Origin of the sequence: Kribbella sp. NPDC050124, assembly GCF_044460355.1 — a bacterium.
Classification (GTDB): Bacteria; Actinomycetota; Actinomycetes; order Propionibacteriales; family Kribbellaceae; genus Kribbella.
In genome coordinates, this window is the sequence record NZ_JBITJU010000002.1 from 536,727 (window position 1) to 554,464 (window position 17,738).

The window sequence follows — 17,738 nt, forward strand, 5'->3', positions numbered from 1 at the left end:
CACCCAAAGCCCTCCCGGGTCGCCCGGGAGGGCTTCGTGCTGTCCGGGCAGCTGGAACGATCGCTCAACGGATGGACCGATGAGCGGGCGAGCCTGTCAGGTGCGTAGAGTCTGGCAGCGATGACATGGTTCGAGGCGCTGTTCGTCCTGGTGGCGGGGATGGGCGCGGGCACGATCAACGCCGTGGTGGGGTCGGGCACGCTGCTCACCTTCCCCGCATTGCTTGCTGTCGGCATCCCGCCGGTAGTGGCGAACGTGAGCAACAGCGTCGGTCTCGCTCCCGGTACGGCGGCCGGCGCGATCGGGTACCGGCGTGAGCTGGAGGGCCAGCGCGGCCGGATGATCCGGCTGATCCCGGCCTCCTTGACCGGCGGCATCGTCGGCGCGGTGTTGCTGCTGACCTTGCCCGACTCGGCTTTCGACGCCGTCGTACCGGTGCTGATCCTGCTCGGCTGTGTGCTCGTGGCCTTTCAGCCCTGGCTGTCACGATGGATCAGCGTCCCGTCGCACCATCACCGGGGCGCTTGGTGGGTGATCCCCGCGGTGTTCGCGACCGGTGTCTACGGCGGGTACTTCGGCGCCGCGCAAGGCGTGCTGCTGATGGCGATCCTCGGCCTTGGGCTGGACTCGAACCTGCAACGGATGAACGGCCTCAAGAACGTGCTGGCGACCTTCGTGAACTCGGTCGCCGCGATCCTGTTCATCATCGTCGCCGACGTCGACTGGCTGGCCGCCGCGCTGATCGCCGTCGGCTCCACCATCGGTGGTTTCCTCGGCGCCCGCTACGGCCGCAAGCTCCCGCCGGCCGCCCTGCGCGCGCTGATCGTCTGCATCGGCATCGTCGCCATCGTCACGATGGTGTTCTGATCCGTAACCCTTCCAGCAACAAGTCCAGACCGTAGTCGAACTGCTCGTCACCACCCGTCGTCCGGGCCAGCTCAGGAGCGAGTTCGACCACCGACGGGAACTCGCGGGCGGACAGTGACTCCATCGTCATCCGCAACCGCCGCCAGGCTTCCGGGTCGCGGCGTTCGGCGGCCATCTGGATCTCCCAGGACGTTGCCCCGAGCACGTAGGTGAACAACGTGGTGTGCGTCCGCGCCGCCGTCTCCGGGTCGAATCCCGCGCTCCGCAGGACGCCGAGCAACCCTTCGGCGACCCGGGCCGTCTCGTGACCGCTCAGCGGCCGGCCGGATAGTAGTTGCGCAAGGCAAGGATGCTGCAACATCAGCAACCGCAGGCTCCGGCAGACGAACCGCACCTGGTCCGGCCAGTCCACCTCCTCCGGTACGGCGGGCAGCAAGCCCATCAGGTGGTCGCGGACAGCGTCGTACAGATCGTTCTTGTTGCGGAAGTACGTGTAGAGCGCCATCGGCCCGACCCCGAGCTCCGCGGCCACTCCGCGCAGGCTGAACCCGTCGGTGCCCTTGGACTCCATCAGCTCCAGGGCGGTCCGGACGATCAGCTCGGAACTGAGCGTGTTCCGCGGTGTCCTGGCCATGTGACGCAGCTCCCTTCGACATCCATAACGTACAGTGTATAGTACGGCGTATGCGAGCGATAGAGATCACCGAGTTCGGCGGACCCGAGGTGCTCAAGGTCAGCGACGTGGCGGAGCCGGTCGCCGGCGACGGGCAGGTCCTGATCACGGTCGACCGAGCCGGCATCAACTACGCGGACACCCACCAGGTCGAGAACTCCTACCTGTCCAAGACCGTGCTGCCGCTGATCCCGGGTGGCGAGGTCGTCGGCACGACCGGCGACGGTCGCCGGGTGGTCGCGCTGGTCGGGTCCGGCGGCTATGCGGAGCAGGCTGTCGCGCACGCGCCGTACGCGTGGGATGTTCCGGAGGGTGTCACCGATGGTCAGGCGCTCGCCCTGGTGCTGCAGGGGACCACGGCCTGGCACCTGCTGAAGACGTCGACGCATCTGCAGCCGGGGGAGTCCGTGCTGGTGCACGCCGGTGCCGGTGGTGTCGGGTCCCTCGCCGTACAGCTTGCGAAGCTGTGGGGCGCCGGTCGGGTGATCGCGACCGCGTCCAGCGAGGAGAAGCGCAAGCAGGTGCTGGAGCTTGGCGCGGACGCCGCGATCGACGGTGAGCCGGAAGGGCTGAAGGACCGCATCCTCGAGGCGAACGGCGGCAAGCCGGTCGACATCGTGCTGGAGATGGTCGGCGGACCGACGTTCGACGAGTCCTTCGCGGCACTCGCGCGGTTCGGCCGGCTGGTCACCTTCGGCGCCGCCTCCCGCCAAGCCGCGCAGCCGATCGACGCGAGCCGGTTGATGAAGGGCTCGAAGACGATCGCAGGCTTCTGGCTGGCGGACTGCTTCCGGGAGCCGGCGCTGCTCGGCGATCCGCTGGCCGAGCTGTTCGACCTGACCGCGAGCGGCAAGCTCCGCCCGATCGTCGGCGGCGAGTACGCGTTGTCCGACGCCGCCACTGCTCACGAAGACCTGCGAGCCCGCCGTACCGTCGGCAAGCTCGTGCTCGACCCCACCCGCTGAAACCCCAGGAGACACCGATATGACGATCGCAGTAGAGAAGGTTCTGTACACCGCGAAGGCCGCCGCCAACGGCGGCCGCGATGGGAAGGTGGCGACCAACGACGGCAAGCTGGACGTCGTCGTCGCGCCGCCGGTCGAGATGGGTGGCAACGGCAAGGGCACCAACCCGGAGCAGCTGTTCGCGGCCGGCTACGCAGCCTGCTTCCACAGCGCGCTCAAGCTGGTGGCCCGCAAGGCACGCCAGGACGCGGACGGCTCGACCGTCACCGCGGAGGTCGGCATCGGCCCGATCAACGGCGGCGCCGGCTACGGACTGGAGGTCGCGCTGGAGGTGAGCCTGCCGGGAGTTGAGCGCGTCGTCGCCGAGGAGCTGGTCGCGAAGGCCCACGAGGTCTGCCCGTACTCCAACGCCACCCGCGGCAACATCAAGGTCGACCTCGAGGTGGCCTGAGGTCAGTCCATCCGGGCCAAGGCGTCCTTGAGGAGGCTCTCGGTCTGGGAGACGGGTGCGGCCGCGATCGTGAGGGCTTCCATGATCGCGACGTACTCGTCGACCTCTTCGAGCTTGTCCAGGTAGAGCGCGCTGGCCGCGTGCTCGATGTAGACGATGTCCGGCAGGTCGCCCTCGGGGAAGCGCAGGATGCTGAACGCGCCGCCCGCGCCCGGGTAGCCGAGGCTGCTGAACGGCATGATCTGCAGGGTGATGTTCGGCTGCTGCGCCCACTTCATCAGGTGCTCGATCTGGGCCCGCATGATGTCCTCGCCGCCGACCGGGCGGCGCAGCACCGACTCGTCGATGACCACCCAGAGCCGGGCCGGATTGGCCCGGTTGAGGACCTGCTGCCGGGTCACCCGCAGCGCGACCCGCTGCTCGATCTCGTCGCCCGGCAGGTACGCCTTGCCCATCTGTACGACGGCCCGCGCGTACTCCTCGGTCTGCAGCAGCCCCGGGACGAACATCACCTCGTAGGTCCGGATCAGCGTCGCCGCGACCTCCAGGCCGACGTAGTTGGTGAACCAGGTCGGCATCACGTCGCCGTACCGGGACCACCAGCCGGGGTTGTTGGCGGCCCGGGCCAGCTCCATCAGCCGGAAGCGTTCTTCCTCGTCCTGCATGCCGTAGAGCTCGAGCAGGTCGCTGACGTCACGTTCCTTGAACCCGACCCGGCCGAGCTCCATCCGGCTGACCTTGGACTCGGAGGCGCGGATCTGCCAGCCGGCGTCGGCGCGACTGATCCCGGCCTGCTCCCGCATCCGCCGCAGCTGTCCGCCCAGCATGATCCGGAGAGCGGTCGGTCCACCCTCGCCACCCGCCACCGTCACTTGGTCACCCAACCCAGGACTCCACGCACCCATTTCAGCCCGCGATGCTACCGCCTGTCCACGGCAACAGGCCGCAACCCGTCCACAGACTTCCGTCGAGCACCTCTTACAGTGGCCAGCATGGACAACGAGATCAGCGTGGTGGACGCCAAGGAGCGCAGCCGGTATGAGGCAGTCGACTCCGCGGGGAACCTGATGGGATTCGTCGACTACAAGCTGTACCCCGAGGTCATCACCTTCCTGCATGCTGAGACGATTCCCGAGTTCCGCGGTCGCGGCGTGGCCGGCCGGATCGCCGTCAAGTCGCTGGAGGACGCCCGGGACGCCGGTCTGCGGGTGAAGCCCGCCTGCCCGTTCTACCAGGAGTTCCTCGCCGAGCATCCCGAGTACGAGGACCTGACGAAGCGGAAGTCCGAGTGACCGGGCCGGTGCTGGGCAAGCTCGACTGGCGGCCCGCCGCCGAGGTGCCGGAGTTGCTGGCCGAGCCGGTCCGGGACGCGCTCGGGTCGATCGACGGGTACGCGGCGGCGATCGACGCCGGCCTCGCGGACACGGCCGCCTTCTGCGCGGAGTACGACGTACCGATGGCCGCGTCGGCGAACTGCGTGATCGTGCACGGCAAGCGCGCCGGTGAGTCGACGTACGCCGCGGTGATGGTGCTCGCCACCCACCGCGCCGACGTGAACGGCGTGATCCGCAAGCACCTCGGGGTCCGGAAGATCTCGTTCGCCGCCCAGGACGACGCGGTCGGCTCGACCAGGATGGAGTACGGCGGCATCACGCCGATCGGACTGCCCGCGGACTGGCCGGTCCTGGTCGACGAGGCCGTCGTGAACGCCGGACCGGTCGTGATCGGCAGCGGCGTCCGCGCGTCCAAGCTGCTCGTCGACGGCGCCGACCTGGCCAAACTCCCCGCCGCCGAGGTGCTGCCACTCGCATCTCCCGCTGACTGACCGTCAGCGGGCCGCCCTCCGTCAGCCGAGCGCCCGGCGCAGGGCGGCCAGTTTGTCGGCCTCCATCCGCCGGGTGACGGCCGCGCCGCGGACCATCGACGAGCCGTGGAACGTGCCCGGGTAGTGGTGCAGTTCGGTGCTGACACCGGCCGCGAGCAGGCGCTGTGCGTAGATCAGGCCTTCGTCGCGGAGCGGGTCGAACTCGCAGGTCGACACGAACGCGGGCGGCAGCCCGGCGAGATCCTCGGCCCGCGCCGGAGCGGCGTACTGCAGGCCCAACTTCTCGGGATCACCGGACAAGTAGTACTTCCAGCTCAGTACGGCGGCCGGACGGTTCCACAGCGGGGTGTCGACGAAGGTCGTCATCGACTCGGTGTCGAGCCGGTCGTCGAGTTCGGGGATGTCGAGCAACTGGAAGCACAGCGCCGGCCCTTGGCGGTCCCGGGCGAGCAGCGCGACAGCGGCCGCCAGACCGCCACCGGCGCTCTCACCGCCAACGGCGATCCGGTCCCGATCGACGCCCAGCTCGTCGGCGTTCGCAGCAAGCCATTCGAGGGCGGCGTAGCAGTCCTCGAGCCCAGCCGGGAACGGGTGCTCCGGAGCGAGTCGGTAGTCCGGGGCAACGACTACCGCGCCGCAGGTCGCGGCGACGTCGACCGGCGCCTGCTCGAACGTGTCGAGGTCGCCGAGGACGAATCCGCCACCATGAATCTGGACGTACCCCGGCCGCAGCGAGTCGCTCGCCTCGGTGGGCGCGTAGATCCGGGCCTTGATGTCGGGTGCGCCGTCGCGACCCGGGATCGACACCTCGCGGATGCCGATGCCGTCCGGGACCTCGACCGGTGGCAGGTGGCTGATCAACTCGTCGGCCTGATCGCGACTGGCCACGATGTCGGCCAGGTCGATCTCGGGCAGCATCGCGAGCCAGGGCTGGAGCTCGGGGTCGAACGGGTAGTCGGTCATCGCGGTCTCCTTGCTCGAGGGTGAGTCGAGCATGCGGGTCCACCATGACACGCCACAGCCGCCGGATGGCGGTAGTCCGGACCCGGGATTCCGCCGTCTGGCGGAGGACTGCTTTCGTCGTCCGGGCCGGTAGCCTCGATTCATGAAGGGCCTGTTGCTGCGGCTGTCCGCGCTGGACGCGGATGCGGAGAGCGCCGTGCGTGTGATCGGGTTCTTCGACGCCCTGATGACCGGCAAGGCCGACCTGACCACGCTGCTGAAGAGTACGGCGGCACTCGCCGAGAGCCCGGTCGGGATCGAGGCCGCCGGTCGTGGCCTGGTGCTCCGGGCGGACCCGTCCGGCGCCGTCGACATCGCCGGACCGCCGGCTGCCGCGCAGGTCCGCGAGTACGGCGACGCGGTGTTCTGGCTGGCCCGGGACGGAGCCGCGCTGTCCCTCGACGAGATCGTGCTGGAGCGCTTCGCGTTGGCCGGCTCGGTGCTGCTCGACCGGACCGTGAGTGGTCTACCCGCGGTCGGTGATCCGGCCCTGGTCGAGCTGGTGGTCTCGGCCTCCGCAGGGATCGCGGAACGGTCTCGTGCCCTGCATCTGCTCGGCGTTGCGCCTACTGCGTCACTACGCGTCGCGGTGTCCACCGGTCCGCCCGCGATGCGTACGCTCTCGGCGGTTGTCGGCGACCGCGTGGTCACCTTGTGGCCGGGCGACGTACCGGTCGAGGCAGCGAGCGGAGTGCGGACCGGCGTCGGGCCGGCGCTGCCTGCGATTCGCGCAGCGGAGTCCTGGCGGGACGCGTGCACCGCGCTGCGGCTCGCCTCACCGGAGGAGCCGGTCGTCATGACTGACGATCTGGGCGGCCTGCTCGTCCTGGCCGAGCGACTGCGTCCCGAGGACATCGCAGCCTCGCCGGACGTGGCTGCACTCGACCGGATCGCGGCTGAGCCCGGCGGAGACGATCTGCTCGCGATCCTCCGTGCGTACTGCTTCACCGACTCGGTCCGGAAGGCGGCCGCGCTGGTGTACCGGCACCACAGCACGGTGGCCTACCGCCTCGAGCATGCGGAGAGCGTGTTGGGCTTCGAGCTGGGCAATCCGAACGGTCGCTTCCGCCTGTACCTGGCCCTGGTGATGCGCGCACTAAGGTAGGCCGGGTGGGTTCGCTGCTGATTGCCGGTACGACGTCCGACGCGGGCAAGACGACCGTGGTGACCGGGCTGTGCCGCTGGCTGGCGCGTCAGGGTGTCCGGGTGGCGCCGTACAAGGCACAGAACATGTCGAACAACTCGATGGTGTGTGCGGACGGCGCGGAGATCGGCCGGGCGCAGTGGATCCAGGCCGTTGCCGCCGGCGCCGAGCCGGAGGCCGCGATGAACCCGGTCCTGCTCAAGCCGGGCAGCGATCGCCGCAGCCATGTCGTCCTGATGGGGGAGCCGTGGGGTGAGCTGAGCGCGCGCGGCTTCCTGACCGAGCGGGCTGAGCTGGCGAAGGCGGCGTTCGCGGCGTACGACGATCTGGCGTCCAGGTACGACGTGGTGATCAGCGAGGGCGCGGGCAGCCCGACGGAGATCAACCTGCGGCAGTCCGACTACGTGAACATGGGACTCGCGCAGCACATCAAGGCGCCGGTCGTCGTGGTCGGCGACATCGACCGCGGGGGTGTGTTCGCGTCGATGTTCGGGACGGTCGCCCTGCTCGACGCCGCGGATCAGGCGCTGCTCAGCGGGTTCCTGGTGAACAAGTTCCGCGGGGACGTGTCGCTGCTGCAGCCGGGGATCGACATGCTCACGTCCGCGACCGGCCGGCCGACGTACGGCGTACTCCCGTGGTTGCCCGAGCTGTGGCTGGACTCGGAGGACGCGCTCGACATCCCGGTACGGCGGAGCGCGCCGGCCGACCTGCTCACGGTCGCGGTGGTCCGGTTCCCGCGGATCAGCAACTTCACCGACCTGGACGCGCTCGCGGTCGAGCCGACGAACAGCGTGTTCTTCACGACCAGCCCGGCCGAGATCCGGGACGCCGACCTGGTCGTGCTGCCGGGGTCGCGGGCGACCGTGGCGGATCTGCGCTGGCTGCGTGAGCACGGGCTGGCCGACGCAGTGGCGACCCGGGTCGCGGCTGGTCGACCGGTGCTCGGGATCTGTGGCGGGTATCAGCTGCTGGGTGGTGCGATCTCGGATCCGCACGGCGTCGAGGGCGGCGGGGAGCACACCGGCCTCGGGCTGTTGCCGGTGGCAACTGCGTTCGCGGCCGACAAAGTGCTGGCCCGGCCGGCGGCGACGGCGTACGAGATCCACCACGGCGTGGTGACGGTCACCGGGGAGGCAGAGGCGTTTCCGGGCGGGTGCAGGGTCGGGAACACCTGGGGCACGATCTGGCACGGGCTGCTCGACGACGATGCGGCCCGGCACGCGTTCCTGACCGAGGTCGCCGGGCTGACCGGCAAGCCGGCGCCGGACGGGACGATCTCGTTCGCCGCGCTGCGCGAGGCCCGGCTCGACCGGCTGGCCGACGCGATCGACTCCTACGTCGACACGGCTGCGCTGATGAAGCTGATCGAGCACGGACCGAGCGCCGTACCCTTCGTCCCGCCGGGTGCGCCGGAAACTGTCTGAGGCCTCGGTTAGCGTGCTCAGTCATGAAGGCTGAGCTGCAGAAGTACCTCCAGGCCACCCGTGCACTGATGCTCGCGAAGCTCGACGGTTTGAGCGAGTACGATCGCCGCCGCCCGCTGGTGCCGTCCGGGACGAACCTCCTCGGCCTGGTCAAGCACCTCACCGGGATCGAGTACGTCTACCTCGGTACGAGCGTCGGTCGCCCACCGGAGAAGCCGCTGCCCTGGGAGGAGGACGGCTCGGTCTGGGAAGGCGCGGACATGTGGGCGCTGCCGTCCGAGAGCACTGAGTACCTCACCGATCTCTACCGGACTGCCTGCGCGCACAGCGATCGCAGCATCGCCGACCTCTCACTCGACACCCCGGCGGAGGTCCCACACTGGGCGGAGGGGAAGCGCAGCACGACGTTCGGCGCCCTGCTGGTCCGGGTCGTTGACGAGACCGCCCACCACGCCGGCCACGCCGACATCGTCCGCGAGCTGATCGACGGCCAGGGCGGCGCCGACGCCGACATGATGGACCAAGCCGCCTGGACCGACTTCTACACCAAGATCCAACGCGCCGCGGAGACCTTCCGCTGACGCTTGAATTCGATGCGGAAGACTAGGCGTCGTGGATGACTTCGAGCGCCTGCGGGGACGGTTGTTCGGGATCGCCTACCGGATGATGGGTACGGCGGCGGACGCCGAGGAGATCGTCCAGGAGGCGTGGCTGCGCTGGCAGGGCGTCGATCAGGACGCGGTGAAGGACCCCGACGCCTACCTGGCGAAGATCGTCACCAACCTGTCGATCAAGCAGCTCACCTCGGCCCGGGTACGACGCGAGACGTACGTGGGGGAGTGGTTGCCCGAGCCGGTGCTCACCGGCGGGCGTTTCGAGGAGCTCGGTCCGCTGGACGTGGTCGCCGAGCGCGACTCGGTGTCGATGGCGTTGCTGGTCGTGCTCGAACGCCTCACTCCGGCCGAGCGGGCGGCGTACGTGCTGCGGGAAGCCTTCGCCTACAGCTATCGCGAGGTAGCCGAGCTGATCGGCACCTCGGAGGCCAATGCCCGGCAGTTGGTCTCCCGGGCGTCGAAGCGGGTGGCCGCCGAGCCGCGGCGCGAGCGCCGGGTCGACCGGTCCGAGTGGCACCGGCTGGTCGAACGGTTCATCGCGGCCGCCCAGCAGGGCGAGATCGAGGAGCTGGAGGCGCTGCTCGCCGAGGACGTGGTGTCGCGGGCCGACGGCGGCGGCAAGGTCTTCGCCGCGCGGAACGCGCTCACCGGCCGGGAGCGGGTCGCGCGCTACCTGGTCGGCGCCCTGCAGAAGTACGGCGAGGGGCTCGAGGTCCAGTTCGCTGAGGCCAACGGGCAGCCCACCTTCCTGGCCGTCAGCCCCCGCGGCGTCGAGGCGGTGTGCTTCGTCACGTTCGGCGACGACGACGGTGTGACCGACCTCCGGTTCGTGATGAATCCGGACAAACTCACCTTCGCGGCCGCGCAACTGTCACGAATCGGAGGGCTATCAGATCTTCATTGGTGACCGAAAGGACACCACAATGACTCTACTGATGCCACGCCTCCGGCGCGGCGGGCCATGGGGCTGGAACTCCCGGCCTTCCCTCGTCCCTCCAGTCGCTTCGCTCCCTCCGCTCCTCAGTCCAGGCCGGGAGACCCCATGACCAGCCTCCTCGTCACCGGCGGCACCGGCAACCTCGGCCGGCCCACCGTCGAACACCTGCGCGCGGCCGGCCACACGGTCCGGGTGCTCAGCCGCCGGACCGGACCAGGCCTGGTCACCGGCGACCTGACCACCGGCAACGGCCTCCGCGCGGCCGCCGACGGCGTCGACCTGATCGTCCACCTCGCGACAGCGCAGGGGAAGAAGGACATCCAGCAGACCCGCAACCTGCTCGACGCCGCGCCGGCGTCGATGCACGTGCTGTACATGTCGATCGCCGGCATCGACCGGATCCCGCTGGCCTACTACCAGCACAAGCTCGAGGCCGAGCGGCTGATCGAGTCCCGGGCGTCGTACACGATCCTGCGGGCCACCCAGTTCCACAACCTGCTCGACCGGGTCTTCAGCATGAAGACGGGGCCCATCTTCGCCCCGGCTGCCGCGCTGCAGCCGATCGCCGTCTCCGACGTCGCCACCCGCCTGACCGAGCTGGTCGGCGAGCCGGTGATCGGCCGGGCGGCGGACATCGGTGGGCCGGAGGTCCGGCCGGTGCCGGAGCTCGCCCGCGCCTGGAAGGCCGCGCGCGGATCGCGGCGGCCGGTGCTGCCGGTTCGCGTCCCGGGCAAGATGTTCCGGGCCTTCGTGGACGGTTACGCGAACGTCGACGGCCCGCCGTACGGCACGATCACCTTCGACGACTACCTCGGCGGCAAGCAGTGAACCTGTACGTGCGGTCGGTTCTGGTCGTCTTCGCGGCGTTCGAACTCGTGCTGGGCGTGTGGATGACGTTCTTCCCGGCCAGCTTCTACGAGATGCCGACGGTGGACTGGACGCCGCCGTACAGCGAGCATTTGTTCCGCGACCTCGGTGGCATGAAGCTCGGGATGGCCATCGTGCTCGGCGCGGCCGCGTTCAGCTTCGACCGGCTGCTGACCAAGGTGGCGCTGGTGGCCTACCTGGCGTTCTCCACGACACACCTCGTGTTCCACCTCGGGCATCTCGTGGGCGATTCGCCCGGCTGGTCGGCCGTGCTGGTCGCCATCACCACGCTCAGTGTGCTGTTGCCGTTGAGCGCCCTGATCAGCGCCCTGACCGGCACACGCAGGTTGACTTGACGACTGTGACAGTGACGCTGTCACAATAGCGGGCATGGGTCCACTCGAAGGGGTCAAGGTCGTCGAGCTGGCCGGCATCGGCCCCGGGCCGTTCGCCTGCATGATGCTGGCCGAGCTCGGCGCCGACGTGCTGCGGATCGACCGGCCCGGCGGCGGCCTGTCCTTCGGCCCGCCCGAGCTCGACCTGGTCAACCGCGGTCGCCGCAGCGTGGCCCTGGACCTCAAGAACCCGGCGGCGATCGACGTCGTACGGCGCCTCGTCGCGCAAGCCGACGTACTCGTCGAAGGGTTCCGGCCCGGTGTCGCGGAGCGGCTCGGGCTCGGCCCCGACGACCTGTTGGCGATCAACCCGAAGCTTGTCTACGGGCGGATGACCGGTTGGGGGCAGGACGGACCGCTCGCGCAGACCGCCGGGCACGACATCGACTACATCGCGCTGTCGGGTGCGCTGCACCTGATCGGTCGCGCGGGCGGCCCACCGCAGGTGCCCGCCAACGTGCTCGGCGACTTCGCCGGCGGCTCGCTGTACCTGGTCGTCGGCGTGCTGGCGGCGCTGCACGAGGCGCAGCGGAGCGGTCGTGGGCAGATTGTCGACGCGTCGATTGTCGACGGTTCCGCGCACCTGACCACGATGATGCTCGGCGCGCTGGCCGCCGGGAGTTGGCGGCAGGAGCGCGGGACGAACCTGCTCGACACCGGTGCACCGTTCTACGACGTGTACGAGACGTCGGACGGCAAGCACCTGGCCGTCGGGGCGCTCGAGCAGCCGTTCTACGACGAGCTGATCGCCAAGCTGGGCGTCGCCGTACCGGACCGCAACGACCCCGCCAACTGGCCCGAGCTCCGCAAGGTCTTGACCGAGACCTTCCTCCAGCGCACCCAGGCCGAGTGGACGGACGTGTTCGACGGCTCGGACGCCTGCGTCGCGCCGGTCCTCCCACTCGCCGGCGAGCACCCCCACCTCGTTGCCCGAGGCACCTTTGTCGAGCAGGAGGGCGTCCGTCAGGCCGCTCCGGCGCCCCGCTTCTCCCGTACGCCGACCAGCCTCGGGCGACCGCCCGCGCGAGCCGGGCACCACACCCGCGAAGCGCTGTCCGACTGGGGCATCACCGACATCGACGACCTGCTGGACTCCGGCGCCGCCGTCCAGGACTGAGAGGAACCGCCTGTGGAACGTCAGCTCTTCGACGCCGATCACGACGCCTTCCGGGAGACCGCCCGGGCCTTCTGCGACAAGGAGATCGTGCCGCACCACGACGCCTGGGAAGAGGCCGGCATCGTCCCGCGCGAGGTCTGGGCCGCGGCCGGCCACGCGGGCCTGCTCGGCTTCATGATGCCGGAGGAGTACGGCGGAGGCGGCGCCCGCGATTTCCGTTTCAACGCCGTGGTGATCGAGGAACTGACCAGGGCCCGGGCGAGTGGGGTCGGTTTCGCGATCCACACCGACATCAATTCGGCGTACCTGCTGGACTATGCCACCGACGAGCAGAAGGCGCGCTGGCTGCCCGGGTTCTGCTCCGGTGAGACCATCACCGCGATCGCGATGACCGAGCCCGGCGCCGGGAGCGACCTGCAGGGCATCCAGACGACGGCGCGACGGGATGGTGCTCATTATGTGCTGAACGGGCAGAAGACGTTCATCTCCAACGGCATCCTCGCCGACCTCGTCATCGTGGTGGCGAAGACCGACCCGGCGGCCGGCGCCCAGGGCATCTCGCTGCTGGTCGTCGAGCGCGGGATGCCCGGGTTCGACCGCGGCCGCAACCTGGACAAGATCGGGCTCAAGGCGCAGGACACCGCGGAGTTGTTCTTCGACAACGTCCGGGTTCCGGTCGAGAACCTGCTCGGCGAGGAGGGCAAGGGGTTCGTCTACCTGATGGAGAAGCTTCCTCAGGAGCGGCTGGCGATCGCGGTCGTCGCGGCCGCGGCGTGCGAGAACCTGCTGGCGCGCACGCTGGAGTACGTGAAGGAGCGCAAGGCGTTCGGCCGTCCGATCGGCTCGTTCCAGAACAGCCGGTTCGTCCTCGCCGAGCTGGCCACCGAGACGCAGATCGCCCGCGTTTTCGTCGACCGCTGCATCCAGGAACTGAACGCCGGCACCCTGACCGTCGCCGAAGCCGCGATGGCGAAGTGGTGGACCACCGAGCTGCAGAAGAAGGTCGCCGACCGCTGCCTGCAGCTGTACGGCGGCTACGGCTTCATGACCGAGTACCCGATCGCCAAGGCCTACCTCGACACCCGCATCCAGACCATCTACGGCGGGACCACCGAAATCATGAAGGAGATCATCGGCCGCACCATGGGCATCTGAGGGGGCATCTGAGGGGGCATCCAAACGCAGCTGAACCCGCCGCGATGCCCGGATGCTGGCGCAGAGCGGCGGGTTTCTGCGCCTGGTCCGTCAGTCGTGCGCCGGGCGTCCGCACGTTGATCACCGAAAGCCGCGCGACCCCTCCGACGTGCGGCACCGTCGGCCGCCGGGGTCTGGGGCACGCCTGAACAGGCTCGCTCAGCGTAACCCCGGGGCCGATCGAGCGCCAGATCTGTCGCACTGCGTAAGCGTCAGGCAGTGGGCGCGTCCGGGGTGGTGAACGAGATGCGGCCGTCGAGGACGTCCTCGGCGACCTCGGTGAGGCGGCGATTGTTCGTCCGCGCGTAGCTGCGCAGCGCCGCGAACGCCGCGTCGATCCCGACGCCGAGGCTGTGGGTCAGGTACCCCTTCGCCTGCTCGATCAGGATCCGGCTGTTCAAGGCCGTCTGCAGCTGCTCCGTGATGAACTCCTGACGGGCCATGGCGCGCTGGTGCACGATGCCGATGGTGGCCGCGTCGGCAAGCGCCTGCCCGAGCGCGATGGTGTCGTCACTCAGCGGACCGGCGACCTCGCTCATCAGGTTCACCGCGCCCAAGGTCGAGTCACGCAGCCGCATCGGCACCGCCTGGACCGCGAGGAACCCCGCCTCGAGAGCAGCCGGGGTGAACCGGGGCCACAGGCCCGCGGAATCGCGCAGATCAGGCTCCTGGATCAGACGCCCGGTGGTGTAGGCGTCCAGGCAGGGCCCTTCGAGGTTCTGCAACTGGGTGAGCTCGACCAGCCGAGCCTGTTCGGTTGATGCTGCGACGAGATTGAGCGTGCCGTGGTGGTCGACGAGCAGGATGCCGCACGCCGAGACCCCCAGCAGTTCGCTGCACCGGAACGCGAGGCGGTCCAGGAACTCGATGATGTCGAAGTCGTCGACCAGGGTGCGACGGGTCCCCGCAACCCTCGGACATCATCGTCGCCCTGACGCTGTCCGGTACCCGCCTTCGGCGCTGCTATTCCTCGACCGGTGGTTCCTCGGCCGGCAACGGCTCCGGCTCGTTCTCCGCCGGTGGCCGTGCCTCATTCGCCTGGGTGCGCGTCAGCGCCTCGGTGACGCCGATCGGGCGCAGTGCGTACCATTCGCTCACTCAGTCGCTCCCTTCGACAGCCGCGCTACCGCGACGCTGCCTTGGTCCGGGGCAAACCACAGTCCTGAATTTTAGTCCGGTGGACGCGCCGGCGGGACGACTCGCCGCGATGGATGTCCGCCGCGGGGATGGACTTGCGGCGGCATCGTGGTTGACTGCCCTCTAGGTGAAGAGGGGAGGTCGTCATGGGGATCGTTTCGCCGGGATTCGCCGGGCGCCGACGGGGTGGAACCCAGGTTCCGCCGGGGCAGTACCTGACCGAAGACTTTCCGGTGCTGTCGGCCGGTCCGACGCCGCATATCCTGACCGAGCACTGGGAGTTCACGGTCAGCACGGAGTCGGGGGAGACGTACCGGTGGGACTGGGCCGGGCTGCTCCGGATGCCGGCCGAGGAGATCACGAAGGACATCCACTGCGTGACCCGGTGGTCGAAGCTCGAGACGGCCTGGAAGGGCGTCTCGCTCGACGCCCTGCTGGCCGACGTCGAGACCGCGGCCGACTTCGCGCTCGCGCACAGCTACGGCGGCTACACCACCAACCTGCCGCTGGAGGACCTGCTGGACGGCCAGGCCTGGATCGCCTACGAGTACGACGGTGACCCGCTGGCCCCGGAGCACGGCGGACCGGCCCGGTTGCTCGTGCCCCACCTGTACTTCTGGAAGAGCGCCAAGTGGATCCGCGGCCTGGTCCTGTCCGACACCGAGGACCTCGGTTTCTGGGAGACCGCCGGCTACCACGAGTACGGAGATCCATGGAAAGAACAGCGATACGCCGGCGATTGACCTGGCAGGCTGCCACGGTCGCAGAGGTACGGCGGGAGACCGAGACGGCTCGCACGCTCGTCCTCGACGTACCGGACTGGCCGGGCCACTTGGCCGGGCAGCACCTCGACGTCCGGCTGACCGCACCGGACGGGTACCGGGCGTCCCGGTCGTACTCGATCGCGTCCGCGTGGGCGGGTGACACGATCGAGTTGACCGTCGAAGAGGTGCCCGACGGCGAAGTCTCGCCGTACCTGGTCGAGGTGGTGAAGCCTGGTGACCAGGTGGAGATCCGTGGACCGGTCGGCGGCTGGTTCGTGTGGAAGCCGGAGCAGGAAGGTCCGGTGCAGCTGATCGGCGGAGGATCCGGGATCGTCCCACTGATGGCGATCCTGCGCGCCCACGCTGCCGCGGCGAGTACGACGCCGGTCCGCCTGATCTACTCGGTACGGCGTCCCGCCTCGGTGATCTACGTGGACGACCTGAAGCGCCATGCCGCGTCGGAGCACGTGCACGTGAGTCTCGTCTACACGCGGGAGGCGCCGGAAGGCGAGCCCCGGGTCGGGCGGATCGACGCCCAGGTGATCGAGCGGCTCGCGTTCACCCCGACCGAGAACCCGACAACCTACGTCTGCGGGCCGACCCCGTTCGTTGAGACGGCGGCAGACCTGCTGGTCGCCGCCGGGCACGACCCGGCCCGAGTGCGAACCGAACGTTTCGGACCGACTGGAGGCTCGTAGTGAAGGAGCGAAGCGAGTTCACCATCAAGCACAGTCCGCTCGGTGCCTCATTGGCGCCCGCAGCGAAGCGAGGACGACAATGAGTGAAGCCACCCATCTTGACGGGAACGCGGCGGCAGGCGCCATGAGTCAGCTCTTCGCCGTCGACATCACCGCCGCGATCGCGCGCTGCGCAGGCTGCGGCCACACCGGTGTGTTCGCCAACACCCGCCTGTACGTCGACGCGCCCGGACTGGTCGCCCGTTGCACCGGCTGCGACGGCGTGCTGCTGCGCGTCGTGACCACCCCGACCGACACCTACCTGGATTTCCGAGGTCTCACGTACCTCAAGGTGCCGAACGAGTGATCTGCCGTCGGGTCGTCGTCCACGGACGCGTCCAAGGCGTGTTCTTCCGCGACTCCTGCCGCCGCGAAGCCCGGTCGGCGGGTGTCGCCGGATGGGTCCGCAACCGCCCGGACGGCACCGTCGAGGCGCTCTTCGAGGGCCCCGAGGAGGCAGTCGAGCGGATGGTCGACTGGGCTGCGCACGGACCGCCGTACGCCGCCGTCGATCACGTCGACGTGGTCGAGGAGCCGCCCAGCGGCCGGACGAGCTTCGACATCACCTTCTGAGAAGGGATCCGTTCAGCAGGGCCTGGCCCAGTGGCGTGATCACGTGCCGTGCGAACCTGCCGTGACGGGTGGTCGTGATGATCCCCGTTTCCCGCAGCACTGCGGTGTGATGCGTCACCGCGCCCGGTGTCACGCCGAGCGCGTTCGCGAGTTCGCCGGAGGTCGCGCCGTCCGCGATCCGCCAGAGCAGCTCGGCGCGCGTCGTGCCCAGCAGAGAGCTCAGTCGTCGATCGGCATGATCGACGGAGCACCAACCCTCGACCGGATGATCGATCGGGTACACGACGACCGGCGGTAGCTCCTTGTCGGACAGGGCGACCGGCTTGCCCCAGCAGAAGTACGACGGGATGAACGTCACGCCACGACCACCGAGCCGGATGTCGACCGCACACGGATATGGCAGGTGCAGCACATTGGCGTCCCAGCGCACTTCCGGCCCGAAGGACCTGAACAGCCCCTCGACTCCCGCCGCCCCGATCGCGCGCAGCCGAGTGGCCCGGTCCGCCGCGACCGCACGCTCGATGTGGGCGAGGTGCGGGCCGACCACCGTGCGGTAGTAGCCGGTGAGCATCGAGCCGAGCGACCTCATCGCCTGGTGCTCGGTCGCCGCGATCCGGCCCATCCACGGTGGCACCGGCCGGTCGCCGTACCGGCAGACCTTCGTCAGCTCGGCGGTCACCCTGGGCCGTGGCGTCGACAGGACAGCGTCCAGCCCGGACTCGAAACCGTCGCGCGACTCGGCCGGCGTGAGGAAGTCCGGGAAGTAGCGCTGCCGTGGCGCGATCGACGTCAGCAGATGGACCGCCCGCCGCTGCCGGCGATCGGCGAGCCGTCGACGAGTGGCGCGCAGCCAGCCGTCGTACACCAGTGCGCCGTGCCTGGTCTGGAGCCGCTGCAGGCTCAGCACGGTTTCCCACAGCGGATCGATCCCCGGCGCAAGCCGGACGCGAACGAGATCACCCGCCGAGAAGTGCACACGCAACATCCCGAACCCCCGAGTGCCGATGTCCCTCCGTGATAACACGCCACAGGGCCACACCGGCCGGATA

The 17,738-nt window shown here is 69.4% G+C and carries 23 protein-coding genes; 17 read left to right on the top strand and 6 right to left on the bottom strand.

Going from position 1 to position 17,738, the window contains the following annotated elements:
- Positions 1-120: 120 nt before the first annotated feature.
- Positions 121-867 (top strand): sulfite exporter TauE/SafE family protein, encoded by a 747-nt coding sequence (locus tag ACIBL3_RS09385; protein ID WP_396352785.1) that lies wholly within the window; start codon positions 121-123, stop codon positions 865-867.
- Here the strand turns inward: ACIBL3_RS09385 and ACIBL3_RS09390 are convergent.
- Entirely contained in the window at positions 851-1,501 is a 651-nt protein-coding gene (locus ACIBL3_RS09390; protein WP_396352786.1) for a TetR/AcrR family transcriptional regulator, read from the bottom strand. The genes ACIBL3_RS09385 and ACIBL3_RS09390 overlap by 17 nt on opposite strands.
- 50 nt (positions 1,502-1,551) lie before the next feature.
- On the opposite strand from ACIBL3_RS09390, the gene ACIBL3_RS09395 reads away from it, so the two are divergent.
- Both ACIBL3_RS09395 and ACIBL3_RS09400 read left to right on the top strand, forming a co-directional pair.
- The gene (locus tag ACIBL3_RS09395) at positions 1,552-2,505 is read left to right on the top strand and encodes a zinc-binding alcohol dehydrogenase family protein (RefSeq protein ID WP_396352787.1); all 954 of its coding nucleotides are present in this window, start codon (positions 1,552-1,554) and stop codon (positions 2,503-2,505) included.
- A gap of 19 nt (positions 2,506-2,524) precedes the next feature.
- A complete protein-coding gene (locus ACIBL3_RS09400; protein WP_396352788.1) occupies positions 2,525-2,956 on the top strand; it encodes an organic hydroperoxide resistance protein in 432 nt (143 codons plus the stop codon).
- A 2-nt stretch (positions 2,957-2,958) separates the two neighbouring features.
- Here the strand turns inward: ACIBL3_RS09400 and ACIBL3_RS09405 are convergent, their stop codons facing one another.
- Positions 2,959-3,783 carry a helix-turn-helix domain-containing protein gene (locus ACIBL3_RS09405; RefSeq protein ID WP_396352872.1) on the bottom strand — a complete coding sequence of 275 codons (825 nt, stop codon included), beginning with the start codon at positions 3,781-3,783 and terminating at the stop codon, positions 2,959-2,961.
- Between the two features lie 165 nt (positions 3,784-3,948).
- Between ACIBL3_RS09405 and ACIBL3_RS09410 the strand changes: the two genes are divergently transcribed.
- Positions 3,949-4,248, top strand: a complete 300-nt coding sequence (locus ACIBL3_RS09410; RefSeq protein ID WP_396352789.1) for a GNAT family N-acetyltransferase — start codon at positions 3,949-3,951, stop codon at positions 4,246-4,248.
- On the top strand, positions 4,245-4,781 hold the full coding sequence (locus tag ACIBL3_RS09415; RefSeq protein WP_396352790.1) for a YbaK/EbsC family protein: 537 nt from the start codon (positions 4,245-4,247) through the stop codon (positions 4,779-4,781). Before ACIBL3_RS09410 ends, ACIBL3_RS09415 begins: the two co-directional genes overlap by 4 nt.
- A gap of 21 nt (positions 4,782-4,802) precedes the next feature.
- Here ACIBL3_RS09415 and ACIBL3_RS09420 read toward each other — a convergent pair whose 3' ends face one another.
- A complete protein-coding gene (locus ACIBL3_RS09420; protein ID WP_396352791.1) occupies positions 4,803-5,777 on the bottom strand; it encodes an alpha/beta hydrolase in 975 nt (324 codons plus the stop codon).
- Between the two features lie 109 nt (positions 5,778-5,886).
- Here ACIBL3_RS09420 and ACIBL3_RS09425 point away from each other — a divergent pair, with 109 nt between their 5' ends.
- The 8 genes from ACIBL3_RS09425 to ACIBL3_RS09460 all read left to right on the top strand — a co-directional run bounded on the left by ACIBL3_RS09425 (position 5,887) and on the right by ACIBL3_RS09460 (position 13,439).
- Positions 5,887-6,888, top strand: coding sequence for a PucR family transcriptional regulator (locus ACIBL3_RS09425; protein ID WP_396352792.1), 1,002 nt, complete (start codon positions 5,887-5,889; stop codon positions 6,886-6,888).
- A gap of 5 nt (positions 6,889-6,893) precedes the next feature.
- Positions 6,894-8,354 carry a cobyric acid synthase gene (locus ACIBL3_RS09430; RefSeq protein ID WP_396352793.1) on the top strand — a complete coding sequence of 487 codons (1,461 nt, stop codon included), beginning with the start codon at positions 6,894-6,896 and terminating at the stop codon, positions 8,352-8,354.
- A 23-nt stretch (positions 8,355-8,377) separates the two neighbouring features.
- Positions 8,378-8,935, top strand: coding sequence for a DinB family protein (locus tag ACIBL3_RS09435; protein WP_396352794.1), 558 nt, complete (start codon positions 8,378-8,380; stop codon positions 8,933-8,935).
- A 31-nt stretch (positions 8,936-8,966) separates the two neighbouring features.
- Positions 8,967-9,875 (top strand): RNA polymerase sigma-70 factor, encoded by a 909-nt coding sequence (locus ACIBL3_RS09440; RefSeq protein ID WP_396352795.1) that lies wholly within the window; start codon positions 8,967-8,969, stop codon positions 9,873-9,875.
- A gap of 135 nt (positions 9,876-10,010) precedes the next feature.
- The gene (locus ACIBL3_RS09445) at positions 10,011-10,733 is read left to right on the top strand and encodes an SDR family oxidoreductase (protein WP_396352796.1); all 723 of its coding nucleotides are present in this window, start codon (positions 10,011-10,013) and stop codon (positions 10,731-10,733) included.
- 8 nt (positions 10,734-10,741) lie between these two features.
- Positions 10,742-11,128, top strand: a complete 387-nt coding sequence (locus ACIBL3_RS09450) for a hypothetical protein (protein WP_396352797.1) — start codon at positions 10,742-10,744, stop codon at positions 11,126-11,128.
- A gap of 34 nt (positions 11,129-11,162) precedes the next feature.
- The gene (locus tag ACIBL3_RS09455; RefSeq protein ID WP_396352798.1) at positions 11,163-12,284 is read left to right on the top strand and encodes a CaiB/BaiF CoA transferase family protein; all 1,122 of its coding nucleotides are present in this window, start codon (positions 11,163-11,165) and stop codon (positions 12,282-12,284) included.
- Between the two features lie 12 nt (positions 12,285-12,296).
- On the top strand, positions 12,297-13,439 hold the full coding sequence (locus ACIBL3_RS09460) for an acyl-CoA dehydrogenase family protein (protein WP_396352799.1): 1,143 nt from the start codon (positions 12,297-12,299) through the stop codon (positions 13,437-13,439).
- A gap of 251 nt (positions 13,440-13,690) precedes the next feature.
- Here ACIBL3_RS09460 and ACIBL3_RS09465 read toward each other — a convergent pair whose 3' ends face one another.
- Together ACIBL3_RS09465 and ACIBL3_RS09470 are read right to left on the bottom strand one after the other, a co-directional pair.
- Complete coding sequence (locus tag ACIBL3_RS09465; RefSeq protein ID WP_396352873.1) at positions 13,691-14,368, bottom strand: GAF and ANTAR domain-containing protein; 678 nt, start codon at positions 14,366-14,368, stop codon at positions 13,691-13,693.
- 73 nt (positions 14,369-14,441) lie between these two features.
- Positions 14,442-14,576 (bottom strand): hypothetical protein, encoded by a 135-nt coding sequence (locus tag ACIBL3_RS09470; RefSeq protein WP_396352800.1) that lies wholly within the window; start codon positions 14,574-14,576, stop codon positions 14,442-14,444.
- 185 nt (positions 14,577-14,761) lie between these two features.
- Here ACIBL3_RS09470 and ACIBL3_RS09475 point away from each other — a divergent pair, with 185 nt between their 5' ends.
- The 4 genes from ACIBL3_RS09475 (at position 14,762) to ACIBL3_RS09490 (ending at position 16,689) form a co-directional block, all read left to right on the top strand.
- On the top strand, positions 14,762-15,358 hold the full coding sequence (locus ACIBL3_RS09475; RefSeq protein WP_396352801.1) for a sulfite oxidase-like oxidoreductase: 597 nt from the start codon (positions 14,762-14,764) through the stop codon (positions 15,356-15,358).
- Positions 15,328-16,077: a ferredoxin reductase gene (locus ACIBL3_RS09480; protein WP_396352802.1), complete on the top strand. Its 750-nt coding sequence runs from the start codon at positions 15,328-15,330 to the stop codon at positions 16,075-16,077. Before ACIBL3_RS09475 ends, ACIBL3_RS09480 begins: the two co-directional genes overlap by 31 nt.
- 79 nt (positions 16,078-16,156) lie before the next feature.
- Positions 16,157-16,423: a DUF6510 family protein gene (locus ACIBL3_RS09485; protein ID WP_396352803.1), complete on the top strand. Its 267-nt coding sequence runs from the start codon at positions 16,157-16,159 to the stop codon at positions 16,421-16,423.
- Complete coding sequence (locus ACIBL3_RS09490) at positions 16,420-16,689, top strand: acylphosphatase (RefSeq protein WP_396352804.1); 270 nt, start codon at positions 16,420-16,422, stop codon at positions 16,687-16,689. Before ACIBL3_RS09485 ends, ACIBL3_RS09490 begins: the two co-directional genes overlap by 4 nt.
- Here ACIBL3_RS09490 and ACIBL3_RS09495 read toward each other — a convergent pair.
- Positions 16,679-17,674 (bottom strand): ArsR/SmtB family transcription factor, encoded by a 996-nt coding sequence (locus tag ACIBL3_RS09495; protein ID WP_396352805.1) that lies wholly within the window; start codon positions 17,672-17,674, stop codon positions 16,679-16,681. The two genes, ACIBL3_RS09490 and ACIBL3_RS09495, sit on opposite strands and share 11 nt — an antisense overlap.
- Positions 17,675-17,738 lie beyond the last annotated feature (64 nt).